This window comes from Collinsella sp. CLA-ER-H6 (assembly GCF_040092305.1).
Classification (GTDB): Bacteria; Actinomycetota; Coriobacteriia; order Coriobacteriales; family Coriobacteriaceae; genus Collinsella.
On record NZ_JBBNLS010000015.1, the window covers coordinates 30,172 to 50,786 of the forward strand.

Genomic DNA, 20,615 nt, shown 5'->3' on the forward strand with positions numbered 1-20,615 from the left:
ATGTGTCTAAAAGGCCGGCTTGCCTATTCGCTAGCGCCTTCGCTGTCTTCGCGGTCATTGGCAAGCATTGCTGCGCCGGCAACCGTTGTCGCCATGGCGGCAGCGGCGAGCCCGGCGGCAATGCCGGAGCCGTCGCCCGTGTCGGCGAGTTTTCCGCCCGAGCCCTTGCCCTTGTTGCCCTTACCATTCTTATCAGCGCTGCCTGCGTTGGAGCCCGTGCTGCTGCCGGTGCCGGCGCCGCCTGCACTGCCCGAGGCCGCTACGGTAAAGCTTGCGGCTCCGTCGCTGGCGAGCGTGTAGTTCTGCGCCGCGTCGCCCAAGAGACCGTTCACGCGCACCCAGTACGTGCCTGCGGCAAATGTTTCGCCCTCGGCCATTGCCGTGCCCGGAGCGCCGTTCGCGTCGTGCACAAACTCGAGCTGGGCCGTGCAGGCATCGGTTTCGAGCTTGCCCTCGAGTGATGCCGCAATCTTGGCGCGCACGTCTTCGCTGGCCTTAAGGCCTTCGAGTCCCTCAAAATGGGGCGTCAGCGCGCGTGGATCGATATCGATGGGCACAGAGCCCTGCAGCCCCGTAACGGTCTCGTTGCCCAGGGCGTCGACATCCACGTATTCAATGGCAAACGCATGGCCCGAAGCTGTCGCGTTGAGCGCGTTGCTGCTGTCGGCAAGGCGGAAATGACCCTCGCCAACGGTCTTGCCATCCTGGAATGAGGCATCGCTCAGCGAGTCGCCGTACGTCATGCGCATGCGGGTCGGGAGATAGTACGGGAGATAGTACGAAGCCGTCTGCTTGTGCTCCGTATCGTAATTGCGCTGATAGATGCTCCGGGCCAGCGCCGCATCAACAAAGTCGGATGCGATGATGCCAATGTGCTTGAGGTAATCTGACTTTGTATCCTCGATGCCGCTGGGATTGATGTACGGGCTCTTATACAGATGCTCGTTGACTACTCGTGCCGAGGTAAAAGGATTGCCTCCGTGCGACAAGCCCGTGCAGCTGGTGTAGTTGATAGACCAGCAACGCTCCAGGACTTTCTCCTTGGCCCCGTTATCGTCCTCGACATCTACCTCGTTGCGCGTGCGCCCGGACGTTTCCTTCAGCGCATTATCGACCCAGCTGAGCTTGTCGGTTCCCGTGAGTTTGTACTTGTCCTGGGCGTATACCTTGGTGCACTAGGGCTCTTTGTCGCCTGTTTCCCCCGCGGCTTCAAAGCCCCGCGCGTCTTGGACGAGACACATAGTGGCGCTGTCGGAGTGAGCCTTGATCTTGTCATCCCATTCGGTAAGGTCGAGGCCCCACGTGTGGCCGCTTACACTGTTGCCCGCGAGCCTAAATCGACGCAGCAGAACGATCTTTCCGCGAACCTCGCCCAGCGTGGGGACATGGCTCGACGTGTAGAACAGATCGGAATTATCGCCCATAACCTTGGCGAAAGCCGTCGTAACACTGTCATCGGTAGCCTCGTCGTTGCCGCGCGATGCGAGCATGATAAGCGCTTCTCTCGGGTTTTCGCTCAAAAACGTTTTAAAGTACCCGATGACATCGGAGAGATGCAGATAGTCCCCGTCTTTTTTGAATAGGTAGAAATCCCCGTGGCAGATGCCAGGGTTGTCGCCCTTTCCGAGCCGGATATCAAAATAGCGAATGCCTTCGAGCAACTGCGTGGGAATGTAATCCTGCTGGCATTTTACTTGCGAGGATTGGGGCTCGGTGTCGTTGTCCACACTGCAAGTGCTCGAATCGTGCGTGCCCGGGATGCTCAGCTCGTCGAGGAACTTGTTGTCGTCGACGTATTTCATCCAACATGGCCCATCGACGTAGCTGCTGTACGTGATCCAGTCGAGGCTGCTAACCGTGGCATCGTTCTTTTTCATGTCGTAACCGATAAGTTCGAGCTCCCACGGAATGCTCTTACTCTTATGGCAGATCTTATTGTTGTCCTGGTCTTCGCCGTCCGATTCTATTGCCAGGTACTTAATGTCTTTTTTCTCGGTTTCTTTCTCGACCGTGCGGTCTCGGATGATATAGGTTCCGTTTGATTGACGCTCGAACGCAAAAGAGCGGCTGGGCTTGCCGTCATGCTCGCCACTCCATACGTGGATGACCTTTCCGTCTTTGTCCGAGTCGCCATCGACCGACCAAATGCTGTAGCCCGTCTTTTTATGCTCTTCGAAATTGAGCAAGGTGCGGATGGCATACCAATTTGTATCGTCATTCTTGGTCGTTACGTTCTCAAGGATGAGCTTGCTGGACGTGCCGTCATTAAACAGATGGCAGACGTTGCCGATGACGTTGCCGTCTTCGTTAACGCTTGCGGTACGAAAATAGCCCGCGGGGCGAAGGCGAATGACGAAATTGTCGAGGCTGACTGCCGCTGTGGCGGCGTCGTCTGCAAATGCCGCTCGTGGGCTAATGCCCAATGCCGCAGTTTCGGGCAGGCTTGCAAGTGGCGACAACGCCGCGAGTCCAAGGCCCAACGTAAATGCTCGGCGGCTGATGGCGTGATGTTCGGTCATAACTTCTCCATTCGCAGAGTGCGGTTATGCGATAGTTTTGGTCACTATACTGCTCAGATGTTTAAAGATGCTGGTTTAATTGTCTGCGCGGCACAATAAATCGGCGGGCGGACGTGTTGGGGCGTTTGTCGTTTTCGTACTGTTGCCACATTTGGGGCGGTTCCGACGTCCGGCATCCTCGCGTTCGTCGGCTACCGGCATAAGAATGGGGAGGGTCGGCTTACCGGCCCTCCCTGGGTACGAAGCGCTGGGATACCGTCGCTTGTTTGCACTGCGTCCGTGTTTCCCGTTGTGCTCGCCAGTCGCTTAGCGCTTGATCTCGATATCCTCGAGCTTGACGTCCATGGCCTCGGTCTTGGCCTTGGCGATGTCGTCGGCAAACTCCAGAGACTTCATCATGGTCTCGACGGCGTCCTTGTGCTCCTCGACATTGTCGATACGTACGTACACACTGCCGCCGTCAACGTCAGTGAAGTACTCGGTCGTCACGCCGCCCGAGTGCGTAAAGTAGGCGCTGCGCCAGGTCTTGCCGTTGTACTTAACGGGATCGCTCTCGGTCCATCCGGAGTTGGCCTTCCACTTTGCCTCGTAGTCAAACAGTTCATCGGCGTTCTTGTCAGGATCGAAGACGGGGATGAAGCGGTCGCTGGCATGCTCGCTCTCGGTGAACTTAAACTGGGCCCTGTCGGCGGTATCGCCTGCGACGTCCGTGATTTCGACGCCCTCGGGGACTTCGACCTTAAACCAAATGAAGTCGGTCCTCATATCCACGGCTGGCTTTTCCGCGCCGCCGTCACCGCCACTGCCGGTAGCGTCGCCGTTTCCGCCACAACCCACCAGGGCAACCGCGGCAAAGAGACTGATGCAGAGGGTGAGAATCGCAAAGGCCTTCTTTTTCATGGTCGTGTCCTCCTCGATCTGTAACCGCCCATGGATTACCTGCCTTTACTGTACGCGCGGACGGCTCGCTAGGGTGGGCCATGTGTCCCATTCTGGGGGCTGGAATTGCGCCGACAAGTGGCAATATGTGCGGTCGCAAAAGAGGGGAGGGCCGATGCTGTCGGCCCTCCCCGGGGTGAGGTGCCCGTTGATTTAATGGGGCGCGCGTGCGTGGGCGTTGCCCCAACAGGTTCCTTGTTTATAGATATGCCTCAGTTTTTGACGTCCGGAAGTCTCGAAAGGTGGGCCATGTGTCCCATGTTTGCGGTGCCGAGGCCTATCGTTCGTCATAGAAATCCGCGATGGCCAGGTGCGCTGACGCTCATGTACTTATGGGCTAGACTTAGCACCATTATGTGATTGATGCGGTCGGTCGGCGGTTGCCACCCGACCGATGTATATGACTTGAAGGTGCGTGCGTATGAGCCAAGAGATGATGGATAAAACATGTCGAGAGTTTGCCGAGGCGCTTGCCGCACGCGAGCCGGTTCCCGGCGGCGGTAGCGCGAGCGCCTTTGTAGGTGCACTGGGCGCCTCGCTTTGCGGGATGGTTGCTCGCTATGGGGCGACAAACCCTGCGCTTGCCGATCGCGCAGACGATCTGACGCGCGCGTTTGCCCAGGCGGATGAGTTGGCGCAGGAACTTGTGGGTCTGGTCGCCGAGGACGTTCGTGCGTACGGCCAGGTGTCCGCGGCGTACGGTATTCCGCGTGACGATCCGACTCGAGCGACCGCGATTCAGGATGCGCTGCATGTGGCCGCTCTGCCGCCGTATCGCATTATGGATGCCTGCGGGCGTGCGCTGGCGCTGCTCGAGGACATGGCCGACAAGGGTTCGCGTCAACTGCTGTCCGATGTGGCGTGCGGCGCCGTGTTCTGCCGTGCCGCTATGCAGGGCGCGAGCTTGACGCTCTTTGCGAACACCACGTCTATGAAGGATCGCGCTCGTGCTAAGGAGCTCGAGACGGCGTGTGATGAGTTGCTCGACACATGGTTGCCGCGCGCCGATGCGCTGGCGCGCCGCGCCTCCGACGCTGCAAGGAAGAGAGGATAGCCATGGCTGAACTGCTGAAGGGTGCTCCCGTTGCTCGCGCTTTGACTGAGGAACTTGCTGCTCGCTGCGCAGCCCTGCGCGAGCGGGGCGTTGTTCCGACGTTGGCTATCGTGCGTGTAGGTGAACGCGAGGACGACCTATCCTACGAGCGCGGTGCGCTCAAGCGCTGCGAAAAAGTGGGGATTGAGGCTCGTCGCGTTTTGCTTTCTGCCGATGTTTCGCAGGACGAGCTGTTGACGGCCATCGAGGACATCAATACCGATTCGGCTGTTCATGGCTGTTTGATGTTCCGCCCGCTGCCCGCCGGCCTTGACGAGAACGCCGTCGCCGCAGCGCTCGATCCCGCCAAGGACGTTGACTCCATGACGCCGGCTTCGCTGCTCACCACGCTTTCGGGGCGCGGCGAGGGTTTTGCCCCCTGCACAGCCGAAGCCGTGCTTGCTTTGCTGGATCATTACGGCGTTGAGCTGGATGGAGCTAAGGTTGCTGTGGTCGGGCGCTCGCTGGTGATCGGGCGTCCCGTTGCCGCCGCACTTACGGCTCGCAATGCCACGGTGACGACGTGCCATACGCATACACGCGATCTTGCTGCCGAGTGCCGTTCTGCCGATATCGTTGTTGCGGCCGTTGGACGCGCGAGCACGATTGGCGCGGATGCCGTTCGCGAGGGCCAGACGATCATTGATGTTGGCATTAACTGGGACGAGGCTGCTGGCAAGCTGGTCGGGGACATCGATTTTGATGCTGCGGAGCCGGTCGTTAACGCCATCACGCCCGTGCCGGGCGGCGTGGGGGCTGTGACCACCGCGATTCTCGCCAAACACGTGATTGAGGCGGCGGAGCGCGCATCGAAATAGGCGTTTTGGGCTGTTTGAGAGGGGTTAGCTATATACCACGTGGTCAAACAATGCCAAATATGAGTACTGTTGCCAAGATAGTCACATATGTCTTACGTCTTTTTGGCTTCCTAACGGTATCCATTATCGTTAGGAAGCCTATTTTATTGAGCTTATGGGGAATAACGTTGTCTTGCTTTTGGGCAAATGGGGATTTTCGGCACTCGTTACAGGGAAATTTGCTGCCACTAAATTGGTGACAGTACTCATATTTGGCATTTTTTGACCACGGGGGTTGCCGAGGCCGTGGTTTCGCCCTTTCTGCGCCGAAGCGATACACTGTTGCCGTTTGATTTCTTCGCTCAAGGAGGATGCGCATGCCGTGCACAACGATTCTGGTCGGTAAAAACGCAAGCTACGACGGGTCGACCCTGGTCGCGCGTAACGAGGACTCGTCCAACGGGGTGTTTGAGCCCAAACGTATGCGCGTGGTGCATCCCGACGAGCGGCCGCGCGTCTACACAAGCGTCTTGAGCCACCTGACTGTTGAGCTGCCCGACAACCCCATGCGCTACACGAGCGTCCCCGATGTTGTCCCGGGCCACGGCATCTGGGCCGAGGCCGGTTTCAACGAGCTCAATGTGGGCATGTCCGCAACCGAGACGCTCACCACCAACGAGCGCGTCCGCGGTGCCGACCCGCTCGTCGACTACGTACCCGCCAAGGGCAACGAGGGTGAGGACGGCTATGTGCCGGCGCAACCTGGTGGCCTGGGCGAGGAGGACATGGTGACCCTGGTCCTGCCGTATGCCAAGTCCGCCCGCGACGGCGTCCGTATCCTGGGCGACCTGCTCGAGCGCTACGGCACCTACGAGAACAACGGCATCGCCTTTAGCGACGTGGACGAGATCTGGTGGCTCGAGACCATCGGCGGCCATCACTGGATCGCCAAGCGCGTGCCCGACGACGCCTATGTGACCATGCCTAACCAGCTGGGTATCGACAGCTTTGACCTGGACGACGCCGAGGGCGACCAGGCCGACCACATGTGCTCCGCCGACCTGCGCGCCTGGATGGCCGAGTGGCATCTGGACTTGACGCTGGGCGTCGAGGGCGACGGCCCGGCGACGGTCTTTAACCCGCGCGAGGCCTTTGGCTCGCACAGCGACAGCGACCACGTCTACAACACGCCGCGCGCCTGGTACATGCAGCGCTGCCTCAACCCCAGCGACGTGTGGGATGGTCCCGAGGCCGACTACACGCCCGAGAGCGACGATATCCCCTGGAGCCGCGTGCCCGAGCGCAAGGTGACCATCGAGGACATCAAGTACGTGCTTTCGAGCCACTACCAGGGCACGGAGTACGACTGCTACGGCAGCAAGGGCACGCCCGCCACGCGCGGCGCCTATCGCCCCATCGGCATCAACCGCAACAGCCAGCTCGCCGTGTTGCAGCTGCGCCCCTATGCGCAGCCGGCGTATCGCGCCGTGCAGTGGATGGCCTTTGGCTCCAACTCGTTTAACGCGCTGGTCCCGCTGTACGCCAACGTCGAGACCATGCCCGAGTACTATGCCGACACGCAGGCTCGCGTGACGTCCGAAAACTTCTACTGGGCCAACCGCCTGATCGGCGCCCTGGCCGACGTCCGTTTCCATGAGTGCGGCCGCGCTGTGGAGGACTATCAGGAGAAGGTCGGTGGCATGGGCCACAAGCAGATCCATGACGTCGATGCTGCCGTAGCCGCTCTGCCCGAGGCCGAGGTACCTGCCGAGCTTGCACGCGCCAATGAGGCCTTTGCCGAGCGTGTTCGCGTGGAGACCGATGCTCTACTGGGCAAGGTGCTCTACACCACGAGCTGCGCCATGAAGAACTCTTTCGCGATGAACGACAACGTGAGGTAGGGATTTCCCGTCGATTGAATAGCGCTAAAACGCTTTGTCGCTTTCGCTCAATCTTGGGTACAAGAACGCCAATGCAATTGTTTGTGATTGGAGACAACCATGGTTATGAAACTCGATCAGCTTGTTAACGGCGCCATTAACGTGGGCTTTGGCGCTGCCGCCGTTGCTGTCGAAGGCGGCAAGAAGGTTCTCGACGACCTTAATACCAAGGGCGAGCAGGTTCGCAAGGACGCCGGCGCTCCCGATATCGCCCGCAGTGTGTCCGACATGTTCGAGCAGGCCGGCGGTACCATCTCCGATCTGACCGAGCGTCTGGGCATGCAGGGCGAGACCGCGGCCCAGCGCGTGCTCGATGAGCTCATCCTTGCTCGCGTCCGCGTTATGACCGCGTCCGAGCGCACGGCCTTCCTGGCCCACGTGCGCGACATCGTCGATTCGGTCGAGGACAACGTGACCTCGGTGCCCGTCGAGTCCGTTGAGCCCGACGATGCGAAGGATACCGAAGAGGCCGAGTAGCAGCGCAGATGGCAGATTCCACCACCGATTACAACAATCTAGATTCCTTGGGTGACGAGGCGGCGGTTGTCGACGAGGTCGATGCCGCCGTCTCGGGCGCTCGCAAAAAGCCGCGCGCTGTCGATATGGTCCCCGAGGAGCCCGACGCGATGGCGCCGGACGAGGAATACCAGCTCACGCCGGCGGGTCGTCGCGAACGCATCGGGCAGATTGTTCGCCTGGTCAAAAAGTACCGCGTGTGGGATAACCTCACGCCGGTTCGCTTGCGCCGCCTGCTCGAGGAACTCGGCCCCATGTTCGTCAAGATGGGGCAGATTCTGGCCAACCGGTCCGAGATTCTGCCGCAGCGCTTTTGCGACGAGCTGCGTCGTCTGCGCTCCGACGTGGAGCCGGTGCCGTACGAGGTCGTACTCAGCTGTCTGGAAGAAGAATACGGCCTGCGCCTGGGGGAGATGTTCGATGCGATCGACCCCAACCCGCTCGGTAGCGCGTCGCTCGCGCAGGTGCACCGCGCTCGTCTGGTGACGGGCGAGGACGTGGCCGTCAAGGTGCAGCGCCCCGGTGCGCAGCAGGTTATGGCGCAGGACATCGATATCATCCGCTCGGTGGTGCGTATCGTTTCCAAGTTCGTCAACACCGATCAATTCGTTGACCTGCACGGCGTAGTCGAGGAGTTGTGGACCTCGTTTCGCGAGGAGACCAACTTTTTGGCCGAGGCCAAAAACCTCAACGACTTCTACGAGTTCCATAAGAGTGTTCATGGCGTGACGTGTCCTAAATCCTATCTGGACCTGTGCACCGAGCACGTGGTGGTTATGGACTACGTCGACGGCATTTCGATCGCCGATCCTGAACGCTTGGTGGCCGAGGGCTATGACTTGGAAAAGATCGGTGCCGCGATTGTCGAGGACTACTCGACGCAGGTGCTCGACGACGGCTTTTTCCATGCCGACCCGCATGCGGGAAACATCATTCTCAAGGACGGTATCGTTTACTTTATCGACTTGGGCATGGTCGGACGCATGTCGAGTCACGATCGCGGTATCGTCAAGGACATGATTTTTGCCGTGGCCGAGGGTGACGTGCCCAAGCTCAAGGATTCGCTCATGCGCTTCGCCGTGACGCGTGGCGACTCGGCTGAGCTCGATCATTCGGCCTTTTTGTCCGATTTGGACTTTATCGTGGCTGACTTTGCGGGCCTTGACCTGAAGGATCTGGATATCGGCGAGTTTTTGACCTCGCTGCTAAACCTGGCGCGCAAAAACGATGTTGAGCTGCCGAGCGTGGTGACGATGTTCGCCCGCGGCATGGTGACGCTCGAGGGCCTGCTGACCGAGTACATGCCCGACGTCAACATGATCCAGATCATCCAGACGCATATTAAAAACGAGAAAAGCACCTATGCGCGCATGCGCGAGATGAGCCGCGACTTTGCAGCGAGCAGTTATCGCGCGGCAAAAGGCTCGCTCGAGGCGGCCGAGTATCTGGGCTTGGCTTCGCGTATGCTTACGCGCGGCCAGCTTAAGGTAAACATGCAGATCATGAGCAGCGATAAGGCGCTGCGACAGCTAGGTGGGATTATCGACCGCATGTCGATGGCTATCGTTATCGCCGGCCTGTTTATCGGTTCGTCGGTGGTGTACTACGCGCGCATCGAGCCGGTTGTCCTCGGCATTCCGGTCATCGGCTTCTTTGGCTACGTGAGCGCGCTGGTGCTGGCGCTTATGCTGGGCCGCAATATCTGGCTCAACAGTCACGGCGGCAAGCACTAGAGGCTGCGGCCGTCACCGCATTTTCCTATCGCGAACAATAGCTTTTACCTTGGGCTTCGCCTGCGTACGAGGCCCTTTTGCGTGATACCATTTTGACGGTAATAATCGATGGCCTAGATGGTGGTGCGGAGACGCACGAATGCGCGGTTATCCTGCGCATTTGGGAGAATCGGGGTGCAAGTCCCCAGCTGTACCAGTAACCGTAATTCCTCTTGGCTCGGGATGCTCGCGTCGCAGATCGGACGACGTGCCCGAGTCGTTAAGGTTAAGTCGGATCGCCTCCCGTCTTGCATGCGGCTGCGGCTTTTGCCGCCGGTGTGCATAGGGCTCTGGAGGGAAGGGGGACCCCGATGGGGGAACTCGAGCGCAACATGCGCGATGACGTGGGGCAGTCTCAAGGCAACGCTCCAAGTACAGACAGTAGGAGACAAATGGATATGTTTGAGGACGAGCGCCAGCGCGTCTCGCATCGCCGTGGCGCGATTGCGCGCGATGTAGCCAAGCGCGGCCTGGTGGCATTCCTGGCCTTCGCGATGGCCTTTGGCACCACGCCGGCTCAGCTGTGGGCCGAGGGCGCTGAGGGCATTGCCGAGGCTGTGGCTCAGGCTGCGACGCCGGGCGAGGACGCAGCGCTTGCGGGCGGTACCGCTGAGCAGAGCGGCGCCGAGGTTTCGGATTCTGGGAGCGCGTCTGCAACTAGTGTCGCCACAACTGAGGCGGCAACTGGCGACGAAGGCTCGGCGACGGGGGAGAGCCCTGCCACGAGCGATCAGTCTTCGACGGCATCCGCTGGCCAAGCAGGATCTGCCGCCGCGGCTGCCATCCAGACAGAGAACCCGACAGAAACCGGCGATGTCGCCAAGAAGCAGGTCGAGGTCTCGTTCTCGATTATCGGCACCGATGCTGACGGCAAGGCTCAGACCTGGGTGGCACCTACGCAGCTCAAGCTCGACGAGGGCGCGACGGCTGCGGATGCCTTCATTAAGCTGCAGGAGAAGACAGGCTTCAAGGCGAAGTACGAACCGAACACGGCATACGGTTTCTACCTCGAAAGCATCACATCCCCGAGCGATGGTCGCACGCTTGCCTACGATCCGACGACTTATGCCTTCTGGCAGCTGTTCGTCGACGGCGCGTCTTCCTCGGTTGGCGCGAGCAGCGTCAAGCTCACCCAGGGGCAGAAGATTGAGTTTGCCTATACGGCTGGTAGCTCGTCCCCTGTCGTTAAAGACCAGGTTGCCGCAAATGTGACCGTCATTGGTCGCGATGCCCAGGGCAAGACTCAGACTTGGGTCGATAATGCGCAGTATGTGGTGACGTCCGGTTCGAGCGCGCTTGATCTTACGAAGGTCGCACTCGAGGCGAACGACATTGACGCCGTTGCTGCGGGCTCCTTCATTCTGAGCCTTAAGTACAACGGTGTTGAGCTGGGTACGCCCCAAGATTATTCGACCTATTGGCAGCTGTTCATCAACGGCAAGTCGAGTGACTATACGGCGGACAATGTCACCATCCATGCCGGCGATACCGTCACGTGGTTCTACGGTGGCTGGGGCGACCAGTTGCCGTCCGATTCTGTCCATGCTTCTGTTCAGGTTCTCGGTAAGGACAAGGACGGCAAGCAGCAGGTTTGGGCTTCGACGGGTCAGACGAGTCTCAAGGCAGGCTCTACTGCCAAGGATCTCCTTGAGCAGACCGGCCTTACTCTCGATGCTGGCGAATCGTCTTGGGGCTGGTTCCTCAACGGCATTACTTCGCCGTTTGATGGTAAGTCCTATGGCTGGGATGCTGCGACCAAGAGCTATTGGCGCTTCTACGTAAATGGCAAGTTCGCCGACGTTGGCGCCGGTGCCTACAAGCTCCAGGAGGGTGACGCCGTCACCTTTATGTATGGTGCTGACGCCGATGCCCTCCCCGGTCAGGTGCTTGGATCCGCCGATGTTATCGGTCCCGATGTCAACGGGAACAATACGCGTTGGGGCACGGCAAGCAATGTTTCTCTGCCCGAAGGCTCCACGGCCCAGAACCTTATTGAGGCAGTTCTGAAGGCCAAGGGCGTTGCGTACAACGGCTCCCAGAGTGGTGCATACTGGTTCCTCAATTCCGTTACTTCGCCGTTCGATCACAAGCCGTATGTCTGGGATGCTGCGACCAATAAATATTGGCACCTGTATATCAATGGAGAGCCCTCCTTACTCTGCGCCAATCAGATTACGCTCAAGAGCGGCGATAAGGTTACGCTTGCCTATACCACCGACGATTCGGCCATGCCCGATCCCGACAAGATTGTCGTGGACCCGAGCGCGACGACTCCTGATTGGGATGCCGAGTGGGCCGGCTACGGCAACAGTGGCAACGGTTCGACCGTAACGGATGCCAAGACGCCTGCGCAGGCCGCCGGTCTTAAGTGGGCCTTTGATTGGAAGGCCGAGTCTGGCCAGCAGTATGCCAACTGCAGCGAGCCTGTCATCGCTAACGGCTTTGTGTACATCGCGACCGAGAACGAGCTCATAAAGATCGATTCGTCCACGGGCAAAAAGGTTGCCTCTGCACCGCTTGCCTCTAAGTTGAGCTATACCTCTCGTCCGATCTATACCAATGGCCTTATCATCGTTCCGCTCAACGGCGGTGCGGTCCAGGCGATTACCGCAGACAAGCTGATCTGCAAGTGGCTGACGCCTGGTTTGACGGACTTGACGCAGAGCTCCTGCACCGTCGTTTCGGACGGCGAGTACGTCTATGTAGGCTCGGTCGATATTTCGTATGACGAGAATTACAACGCGACCTACGGCAACGGCTCCTTTGCGCGCATTAAGATTGCCACGGGCGAAGTTTCTTGGCAGAACATCGACCCTGCCGAGGGCTATTACTGGACTGGTGCGGCTTTGACGGATAAGTATGCCATCGTTCCTACGAGCGCAGGTACGCTTAAGTGCATTGATAAGGCAACGGGTGATGTCGTTTCGACCATGAAGCTCGGCGCCCTTGCGAACGCTGACTGCGTCGCCGATCCGTCCAATGGCTCGACCTTCTATCAGATGACGCACGACGGAAAGCTCCATGTGATTTCGCTTTCGGCGAAGGGCGTGCTGAGTGAACAGAAGACGGTTGATCTGGGCCTTACGAATAATCTGAGCGCCCCTGCGGTGTCTGGTGACAATCTGATTGTCGGCGGACAGACGGCTACTGGCTCTGCTCTGGTTCTCTATAACCTGAAGACGGGTAAGACCATGATGGTCGCTGCTGCCGACGGCAAGGCGCTGCCGGCTGGCCTCAACGGTATTGCTGCTACTCCGCTGGTGAGTGTTCAGGGCGGCAAGACCTATGTGTACTTCACCGTTAACAGCGCGGATAGCAAGGATTACGTCAACTACTCTGCTGGTGGTGGCGTGTATCGCTATACGCTCGGCGATGCAGAGGCGACGCAGATTTATGATGCGGCTGGCCATTACCAGTACTGTGACTCTCCGGTCATTGCCGATGCTTCTGGCAATCTCTACTACATTAATGATTCGGGCACGCTGTTTAAACTTGGAGCTGTCGAGTCTTGGACGGTTGCCTTTAACTCCAACGGCGGGTCTGCTTGCGACACTAAGTTTGTTGCTACGGCCGATGGCAAGCTGGTCAAGCCGGCCGATCCGACGCGCGATGGCTACACTTTCGGCGGTTGGTATACCGATGAGGCTTGCACGCAGGCGTATGACTTTAGCACGCCGGTGACGGCCGATCTGACGCTGTATGCCAAGTGGACCAAGAATGCCGTTAACCCTGGCGGTAATGGCGGCGCAGGTTCGAATGGCGGCGGCGGTTCTGGTACCGGTACTGGTTCCGGCACTGGCGCTGGCACTGGCACGGGTTCCGGCTCCGGCTCGAAGGGCGGCGCTGTCGCCCCGGGTCATAAGCCGACGACCAAGACGACGGTGTCGACCAAGACCGAGACCAAGGACAACAAGTCCGACAAGAAGGACTCCGATAAGTCCGATAAGAAGGACGAGAAGAAGTCTGACAAGAAGTCTGACAAGAAGGACAGCAAGTCCGACAAGAAGTCCGACAAGAAGTCCGATTCCAAGTCCGATACGGGTGCTGCTTCCACGACCACCGCTAAGAAGTCCTCTAGTGCTGCCGAGCAGGAGACTGGCACCAATCCGCTCGCCATCGTTGGCATCGCCGCCGGCGTGATTGGCCTCGCGCTCATCGCCGTCTTCGTGCTGACCAAGCGCGGCAAGGGTGACGGTAATGCCCGATAAGCCCAAGGAGACCAGCGGGCAACAGCCCGACTCCTCGTTTATCCAGCTCGATGATCCAAAGCAAAAGGGCGCCGCTTCGGCGGCGCCCGCCCCACGGCACAAAGCGCTCCTTGGCGTTCTGACTGCCGCGTGCACCATTCTGATCGTCGTCTCGCTGGGCTTTGTCCATCCCTCCGAGAGCGGCGCCTGGTCCGTTGATTGGATTTTTCAGTCCGTGACGGGGGAGAGCGTCGTTTCCAAGGATGACAATGGGTCTGGCTCGTCTACCGCTTCGGGCGAGGCCAGTTCCAAGGATTCCAAATCTTCGGATGCTGCAAAAGATGAGTCCAAGGGCTCGAACGACGCCAAGGATGATTCCGAGTCTTCGCACAAGGAATCGGACAAAAGCTCGGATAGCAAGAAGTCCGATGGTCAGGACAGCAAGAGGTCTGGCGATAAATCCGCTGCCCAAAATACGGGAGCCGGTGATACTTCCAATGTGTCTGGCGGTGCTTCTTCGGGCGGCGGTCAGTCGTCTGATGGAACCTCATCCTCTAATGGCGGAAGCGCTTCCTCGGGCGGTCAGGGCGGCTCGCAGGAGTCCAACTACGTAACGGTGACGGTTTCGGTCACATCGAGTGCTGTGGGCAATCCTGTGTCCTCTGTTGGCACCTTTACCTTTAACGAAGGCACTACCGTTTACGATGCCCTGTGCGCGCTGGGCCTTTCTGTCAACGCACACGGCTCGTCGTACGGCACGTATGTTTCCGCGATTGGTGGTCTGGCCGAGAAACAGTACGGCGGCACGAGCGGGTGGATGTACTCCGTCAACGGCACAACGCCCATGACGGCCTGTAGTAACTACGTTCTCTCAAACGGCGACAACGTAGTCTGGTATTACGTTACAGGCTAGAGGCCTCGACATAGCGCGCCAGACGGGCGGTTCGGACCAACATCCGAGCCGCCCGTTTTTCATGCGAATGGGACTGGGTCGCCGGGTCTCTCTGCAAACAAAAAACCGGTTGGAACGGTAATTCCAACCGGTTATACATTCAAGCAAATAGTGAATCGACTACGACCGTGCGCCCTCGAGGAAGAAGCGGCGACTGAAGTAGTTGTACCAGGTGACAAGGAGCGTGGCGATGGCCTTCATGGCCTGGTAGCCGATGCTCAAAAACGTGACGCCCACAAACATGTACAGGTCGTTGAGGCCCAGGCCGATCACCGACAGGATGGTGAAGATCGTGAACTCGCGCTTGCGGCTCATGCCTTCGCGGTGGTCGAACACGTACTTCATGCTGAGCCAGTAGTTGACCACGACGGACGTGATAAACGAAACCGTGGTGCTCATCAAAAAGTCGAGGTGAAACAGCTCGACGAGCGCAATGAGCATGCCCCAGTCGATGCCAAAGGAGATAAGACCCACGACAGCAAACTTGAGGAACTGCTTGGTATGAGGTTGTGCCAGCGCCTTGCGCACGTAATCACATCCAATGCGTTGATGAATCGAGCAGGGGATACTTTAGATCTTTTGCAAGGGAAACGTAAGGTCTTTGCCAAGAACTATACGAACTCGTCAAATTTTCAAGAGCTAATCCGTAAACGTTGAAAATTTGCCCGTAAACGAGCGGCTCCCACGGACGATACTGCGCTGAGTGCGTGTCGTCCGTGGGCACCGTAATGCTGCGGGGGTGTCGAGCTACTTGGTCTCGTCGCCCTCCAGGAAGATTTTTCGGGTCACAAAGTTGTAGACCATGACAAGCGCGGTGGCGCAGATCTTGGCGATATTGGCCTCGAGTCCCAGGCCGGCGTTGAGCGCCAGCACGATGCCGTCGTTGAGCACCAAACCGATCACGGACAGCACGACAAAGATGATGAACTCGCGGCGGCGGCTCATGCCTTCCTTGTGCGCAAACACGTATTTCATGCTTGCGAGGTAGTTAAAGATGAGCGAGACGATAAAGCCGCTGGTGTTGGCGATTAGGATGTTGAGGCCCAGACCGTAGTGGAGCAGATTCATAATGCCAAAGTCGATAACCGTGGCAATGACACCGACGACGCCAAATTTCATGATCTGCGCAAGGAGCTTTTGCATGGTACCTGCCTTAAGCTGGCGCCGAAGCGCCGCGGGGATGACAAACTCAGCAAGTTTAGCCAATCCCCGCGGGTGGTGCTAGGCGCGCTCCTCGATAGCACCGTTTCTATATGCATCGAGCAGCTGGCGCAGGTCTTGGATTTGGCTGCGGATCTTGGCGCCAGTATCGGTGTCGCTCACCATGCGGCGACGGTCCGCTTGGTCAAAACGGTTGGTCTCGCTTTCGATGTCCACGTTACGCGTGAGTGCCTCGGCAACCGTCGTAAAGGCCCGGTGCGACTTGAGGCGGCAGCCGCGCGAGCTCGAGATGAGCGTATAGCCGGCGATGCCCGTCTTGGGATGGTAAGCGCGGCAGAAGCCGCCATCGATGACCAGCAGCTTGCCCTCGGCGCGGATGGGCTGCTCGCCCTTGGTGGTTTTAACGGGCGTGTGGCCGTTGATGATGTGGCCGGTCGGCGAGCATGCCATGGGCGCGACGCCAAACTCGCGCATGATATCATCGCAGACCGAGGGCGACTTGGTAAGCGTAAAGTACGGGTCCATCGGCTCGACCCAGGTGCTCTTATCGGCGATATAGGCGCGCTCAAAGGTACGCACCAGGCGTCCGCTGGCGGGTGAATTGAAGCCAATCCACAGGTACCACATCCAGTCGAGGGCATCGCGGTCGCCCACGCGCCACGCGCGGCGGGCGATGTGGTCGCAAAAATCGAGATAATCGCGGCCAGCGTGCCAGGTGCCCAGGCAGTTCATGCTGCTAAAGGTGCCGTCTTCGTTGAGCGGAACGCAGCCGTGGAAGAGCAGGTTGCCGTTGGCGACCTTGTACATCGAGCCGTGGGTGTAGAGGAAATCGATATGGCGATGCAGGTGATCGGCGGTGACAAACTCGGACACGAGCTTGTCGATGATGTGCTGCTCCTGAGACGTGAGCGTGTAGGGGTCCGCCGGGTCGACGGTGGGGAAGTCGTTGGTCGTGAGCGGCCACACGCTGCCGTCGGCGAGCGTGACCGTGCCGGTGTCGTGGTCGATCTTGTCGAGTAACAGGCGGTCGGTCATATCGAACTCGGGGTGGCGCTGGATAATCTGGCCCTCGAGCTTAAAGAGCAGCACGTTGATGGCCTTGATCAGCGGGGTGATGGACTCACCGGCGGTGTAGGTGGCATCGGCAAAGGCGACAAGCTCACGCAGCGAGATGCCGTAGTCGTTCTCCAGGATCTCGTAGTTGTCGTAGCGTAGGTTGTTGCGCAACACCGTGGCGATGCAGGCGGGCTCACCGGCCGCAGCGCCCATCCACAGCAGGTCGTGGTTGCCCCACTGGATGTCGAGTGAATGGTAGGTGAGCAGACGGTCCATAATCTTGGCCGCGCCGCCGCCGCGGTCGAAGATGTCGCCCACCAGGTGCAGGTGGTCGACGGCCAGGCGCTTGATGAGCGAGGCGAGCGACTCGATAAAGTCGTCGGCGCTGGCGGTCTCCAGGATGGACTCCACGATGCGCTCGTGATAGCGCACGCGATAGTTGTTCTCGTCCGGGTGCGTGTGCAACAACTCGTCGATGATGTAGGCGTAGTCGCGCGGGATGGCCTTGCGCACTTTGGAGCGCGTGTAGCGGCTTGAAAGTGAGCGAGCGACCATGATGAGCTGGTCAAGCATCGTCTTGTACCAGGTTGGCGAGTCCTCGCGCCGGCTGCGGACCAGGTCGATCTTCTCGCGCGGGTAGTAGATGAGCGTACACAGCTCGCCCTTTTCGTCAAAGGAGAGCGTGTCGCCAAAGATCTCGTCGACATGTTCGCGCACGACGCCCGAGCAGTTGTTGAGGATGTGCATAAAGGCTTCGTACTCACCATGCACGTCGCTCATAAAATGCTCGGTGCCCTTGGGTAGGTTGAGGATGGCCGAGAGGTTGATAATTTCGGTAAATGCGGATTGTTCGGTGGGGAACTGTCTCGACAGCAGGCGCAGATACTTGAAGTCTTGCGGGTTGCGATCGAATGCGACCATGAAACACCTTCCGATGGGGCTGGTAAAACTGATAAACAGCGTCAAACGTTTATCAGTATGCGCCGCTTTTGTTTCGATTTTGCACCAGCGGCTGAATTGTCGGCTGAACGGTTTGGTAAATCGATTTAGTTGAGGTAGATATGGCGGTTGGGTGGAGACGACAGAGGGTGTTTTCTCAGATATTTATGCGTGGGGCCGGTGGAGACGATGGTGGTAAAGATGTTCACTATATTTGGTTCGATTTGGTAAATAGTGGACATATGTACCGCATGTAGGCTCACTGTGCGATAATTTGCGCAGCAATGAGTAAGGAGCCTCATATGAGTGATTTTGTCCTGACCTGTGAATCCGCCGCCGACCGAACCCGTGAGTTCTTTGAATCGCGCAATATTCCCGTCGCGTATTTTCATTACGAGATCGACGATGTTGTCTATACGGACGATCTGTATCAGTCGATTACGCCGGACGAGTTTTTTGCCCAGATTGCCGCGGGCGCCATGCCCAAGACGTCTCAGGTGAGCGTGGGTGAGTACGAGGAGTTTTGGGAGCCGTTTGTTGCCGAGGGTAAAGACGTGCTGCACCTGACGTTGTCGTAGGGTATTTCGGGCACGTATGGATCGGCCTGCGTCGCGGCGCAGATGCTTGCGGATCGCTATCCCGAGGGCGGCAAGGTGCGCGTCATCGATTCGCTGGCGGCGTCTTCGGGCTTTGGCCTGTTGTTGGAATATGCCGCCGATGTGCGCGATAGTGGGGCTTCACTCGACGAGACGGCTGCCTGGATCGAGGAGCACAAGCTCAACCTGCACCACTGGTTCTTCTCGACCGATCTGTCGAGCTACCTGCGCGGCGGTCGCATTTCGGCCGCGAGCGCGATCATCGGCACGGCGCTTAAGATTTGCCCGCTTATGACGGTCGATTGCGAAGGTAAGCTGTCGCCACGTGAGAAGATTCGCACTAAGAAGCGCGCGATTTCCGAGATGGCTAAGACCATGATGGCACACGTACAGGACGGTGCAGATTATTCGGGTAAGTGCATCATGTCGCAGTCGGCGTGCCGCGAGGATGCCGAGGCGGTCGCGGCGCTGATTGAGGAACAGGTTCCGCAGCTTAAAGGCAAGATTGAGATCAATGACATCGGTACTCTGATTGGCTCGCATACCGGACCTGGTACGGTGGCGCTCTTCTTTATGGGCGACAAGCGCGTGGATTAATTTGCCCCATCACGTCGCTGCATGATTGCTCAAACGAAAACGGCCCGCCTCACGTTTGTGGGGCGGGCCAAGATGTTTTGCTAGCGTTTCTTTCCGCGGAAGAAAAAGCCGTGCAGTGACGGCTTGAGGCCGCGGTTGGCGCGATGCTCCTCGACGCGCTCGTGGATCGAAGCGACGCGCTCGATGACTTCGTCGGGAATCGGCACATCGGGATTCATGTTCTCGACTTGGCTGACCTCGGCGGCGGCGACCTGGTCGATAATGGGCACGTCGTCGCGCGAGATGACAGGTGTGGCGTCTTCCTTCATCTTGCGATAACGCTGCATCATGTCGGTCTGTAGCTGCTGGGCCGAAGGCGGTGTCCAGATGATGGCGTTGGCGCCGGCGGCGATGGTCTCGCGAATGCTCTCGGGCGTCTTGCCGCCCGGCGCGATAAGCGGCAGGTTGGGATAGTGCTCGCGCAGCTCGCGTAGGACCTGGGGCGTGTTCTTGCCGGCGGCGATGTTGAGAATCTTGGCTCCAGCGCGCACCTTGGCGTGGGCATCGTCGTCGCAGCGAACGACCGTGGCGATGACGGGGATGTCGGCGATGTTGGTGATGTGCTCGACCATCTCGGCAGTAGCGGGGGAGTTGACCACGCAGCCCGCCGCGCCCTGCATCTCGGAGACGGCTGCCATCTGCACGGAGCGCTTACCGGTCGTAGTTCCGCCACCCACGCCTACAAAGACCGGGCACTCGGCGACGGTCAGCAGCGCTTGCGTAATGGCGGGCTGCGGCGTGAAAGGGTAGACCGCAAAGACGGCGTCGGCGTTGGAGTTGCGGACAACCGCGACATCGGTGGTGTAAATGAGCGACTTGATGCGTCGGCCAAAGAGCGTGAAGCCGCTGGCCTCCTCGATCTCGTCGGGCATGCGAAGGGCAGCCTTGCGCAGGCGTCCGTCGATGGGCAGGGGCTCCATAGGGAGCAGGCCGTTGGGCGTGACGGCTATTTGGGGCTCGGTGAACTCGTCTGCAAGCTCGACCTCGGAAAAATCGACCGAGGCGACGATGTCCTCGTGCACCTCGGCGGGCACATCGATGGGAGCTTGGTCGTTTGCCGCCGCAGGCGTGTCGAAGGAGCTGGTGCCGACGAAGGCGTCGACGCGCTCATTTAGATCGTTGAGGGTATCCATGGAGGCTCGATTCTATGTGATGATGGCCGGCGCGATGCAGCCGGAATTGCGAATGCTAAATCGTTTGACGAGTTGATTTTTCCCCGCCGCGCCATCCGTTAGACCGAAGGGCCGGCGAACGTGAAGGAGCTGTGGTGGCGGGTATCGAGGTGCTATCTTGAAAGCCCCGTTTAAAAGAGAGGTGACGCGGTATGGAATTGACAGCAATGTTTGGCTCGATCGGCCTGTGTGTGGCCGCAATCGTTGCCGCCGCGGTCATCTACTTTGTGGTCACGGCCATTAAGGGCAAAAGGGCCGAACGCAAGGAGCGCGCGATGCTTAAACAGCATCGCGACCAGCAGGGCAAACGCGCACAGAGATAGCTTGTTGAGTTTTGGAT

General features: G+C 59.0%; 15 protein-coding genes and 1 pseudogene. 9 read left to right on the plus strand and 7 right to left on the minus strand.

Annotated features, from left to right (window positions below; translation table 11 throughout):
- Nucleotides 1-23: 23 nt before the first annotated feature.
- The 3 genes from AAAX77_RS07475 to AAAX77_RS07485 all read right to left on the minus strand — a co-directional run bounded on the left by AAAX77_RS07475 (nucleotide 24) and on the right by AAAX77_RS07485 (nucleotide 3,419).
- Nucleotides 24-989: a hypothetical protein gene (locus AAAX77_RS07475; protein WP_349105598.1), complete on the minus strand. Its 966-nt coding sequence runs from the start codon at nucleotides 987-989 to the stop codon at nucleotides 24-26.
- 186 nt (nucleotides 990-1,175) lie between these two features.
- Complete coding sequence (locus tag AAAX77_RS07480) at nucleotides 1,176-2,519, minus strand: phosphatidylinositol-specific phospholipase C domain-containing protein (protein WP_349105600.1); 1,344 nt, start codon at nucleotides 2,517-2,519, stop codon at nucleotides 1,176-1,178.
- A gap of 306 nt (nucleotides 2,520-2,825) precedes the next feature.
- Nucleotides 2,826-3,419, minus strand: coding sequence for a hypothetical protein (locus tag AAAX77_RS07485; RefSeq protein WP_346978925.1), 594 nt, complete (start codon nucleotides 3,417-3,419; stop codon nucleotides 2,826-2,828).
- 460 nt (nucleotides 3,420-3,879) lie between these two features.
- Here AAAX77_RS07485 and AAAX77_RS07490 point away from each other — a divergent pair, with 460 nt between their 5' ends.
- The 7 genes from AAAX77_RS07490 to AAAX77_RS07520 all read left to right on the plus strand — a co-directional run bounded on the left by AAAX77_RS07490 (nucleotide 3,880) and on the right by AAAX77_RS07520 (nucleotide 14,676).
- Nucleotides 3,880-4,512, plus strand: coding sequence for a cyclodeaminase/cyclohydrolase family protein (locus tag AAAX77_RS07490; protein ID WP_346978923.1), 633 nt, complete (start codon nucleotides 3,880-3,882; stop codon nucleotides 4,510-4,512).
- A 2-nt stretch (nucleotides 4,513-4,514) separates the two neighbouring features.
- Nucleotides 4,515-5,369, plus strand: a complete 855-nt coding sequence (locus AAAX77_RS07495; RefSeq protein WP_347478883.1) for a bifunctional 5,10-methylenetetrahydrofolate dehydrogenase/5,10-methenyltetrahydrofolate cyclohydrolase — start codon at nucleotides 4,515-4,517, stop codon at nucleotides 5,367-5,369.
- Between the two features lie 356 nt (nucleotides 5,370-5,725).
- Nucleotides 5,726-7,249, plus strand: coding sequence for a C69 family dipeptidase (locus AAAX77_RS07500; RefSeq protein ID WP_349105602.1), 1,524 nt, complete (start codon nucleotides 5,726-5,728; stop codon nucleotides 7,247-7,249).
- 99 nt (nucleotides 7,250-7,348) lie between these two features.
- Entirely contained in the window at nucleotides 7,349-7,765 is a 417-nt protein-coding gene (locus AAAX77_RS07505; RefSeq protein WP_347478879.1) for a hypothetical protein, read from the plus strand.
- An 8-nt stretch (nucleotides 7,766-7,773) separates the two neighbouring features.
- Nucleotides 7,774-9,537 carry a lipopolysaccharide core heptose(II) kinase RfaY gene (locus AAAX77_RS07510; RefSeq protein ID WP_349105604.1) on the plus strand — a complete coding sequence of 588 codons (1,764 nt, stop codon included), beginning with the start codon at nucleotides 7,774-7,776 and terminating at the stop codon, nucleotides 9,535-9,537.
- 431 nt (nucleotides 9,538-9,968) lie between these two features.
- Nucleotides 9,969-13,784, plus strand: coding sequence for a DUF4430 domain-containing protein (locus AAAX77_RS07515; protein WP_349105606.1), 3,816 nt, complete (start codon nucleotides 9,969-9,971; stop codon nucleotides 13,782-13,784).
- Nucleotides 13,774-14,676 (plus strand): DUF4430 domain-containing protein, encoded by a 903-nt coding sequence (locus tag AAAX77_RS07520; RefSeq protein WP_349105607.1) that lies wholly within the window; start codon nucleotides 13,774-13,776, stop codon nucleotides 14,674-14,676. The genes AAAX77_RS07515 and AAAX77_RS07520 overlap by 11 nt, the downstream gene beginning before the upstream one ends.
- Nucleotides 14,677-14,835: 159 nt before the next feature.
- On the opposite strand, the gene AAAX77_RS07525 is transcribed toward AAAX77_RS07520, so the two are convergent.
- From AAAX77_RS07525 to AAAX77_RS07535, 3 genes are all read right to left on the minus strand, one after another.
- Nucleotides 14,836-15,243, minus strand: a complete 408-nt coding sequence (locus AAAX77_RS07525) for a GtrA family protein (protein WP_349105609.1) — start codon at nucleotides 15,241-15,243, stop codon at nucleotides 14,836-14,838.
- Nucleotides 15,244-15,462: 219 nt separating this feature from the next.
- Nucleotides 15,463-15,858, minus strand: coding sequence for a GtrA family protein (locus AAAX77_RS07530; protein WP_349105611.1), 396 nt, complete (start codon nucleotides 15,856-15,858; stop codon nucleotides 15,463-15,465).
- A 78-nt stretch (nucleotides 15,859-15,936) separates the two neighbouring features.
- On the minus strand, nucleotides 15,937-17,853 hold the full coding sequence (locus tag AAAX77_RS07535; RefSeq protein WP_161116156.1) for a fructose-1,6-bisphosphatase: 1,917 nt from the start codon (nucleotides 17,851-17,853) through the stop codon (nucleotides 15,937-15,939).
- Nucleotides 17,854-18,173: 320 nt separating this feature from the next.
- On the opposite strand from AAAX77_RS07535, the pseudogene AAAX77_RS07540 reads away from it, so the two are divergent.
- Nucleotides 18,174-19,064: pseudogene (locus tag AAAX77_RS07540) on the plus strand (DegV family protein).
- Nucleotides 19,065-19,144: 80 nt separating this feature from the next.
- Here AAAX77_RS07540 and AAAX77_RS07545 read toward each other — a convergent pair.
- Nucleotides 19,145-20,236, minus strand: a complete 1,092-nt coding sequence (locus AAAX77_RS07545; protein WP_349105613.1) for a hypothetical protein — start codon at nucleotides 20,234-20,236, stop codon at nucleotides 19,145-19,147.
- A 191-nt stretch (nucleotides 20,237-20,427) separates the two neighbouring features.
- Here AAAX77_RS07545 and AAAX77_RS07550 point away from each other — a divergent pair, with 191 nt between their 5' ends.
- Nucleotides 20,428-20,598 (plus strand): hypothetical protein, encoded by a 171-nt coding sequence (locus tag AAAX77_RS07550; protein WP_156327664.1) that lies wholly within the window; start codon nucleotides 20,428-20,430, stop codon nucleotides 20,596-20,598.
- Nucleotides 20,599-20,615: the final 17 nt, after the last annotated feature.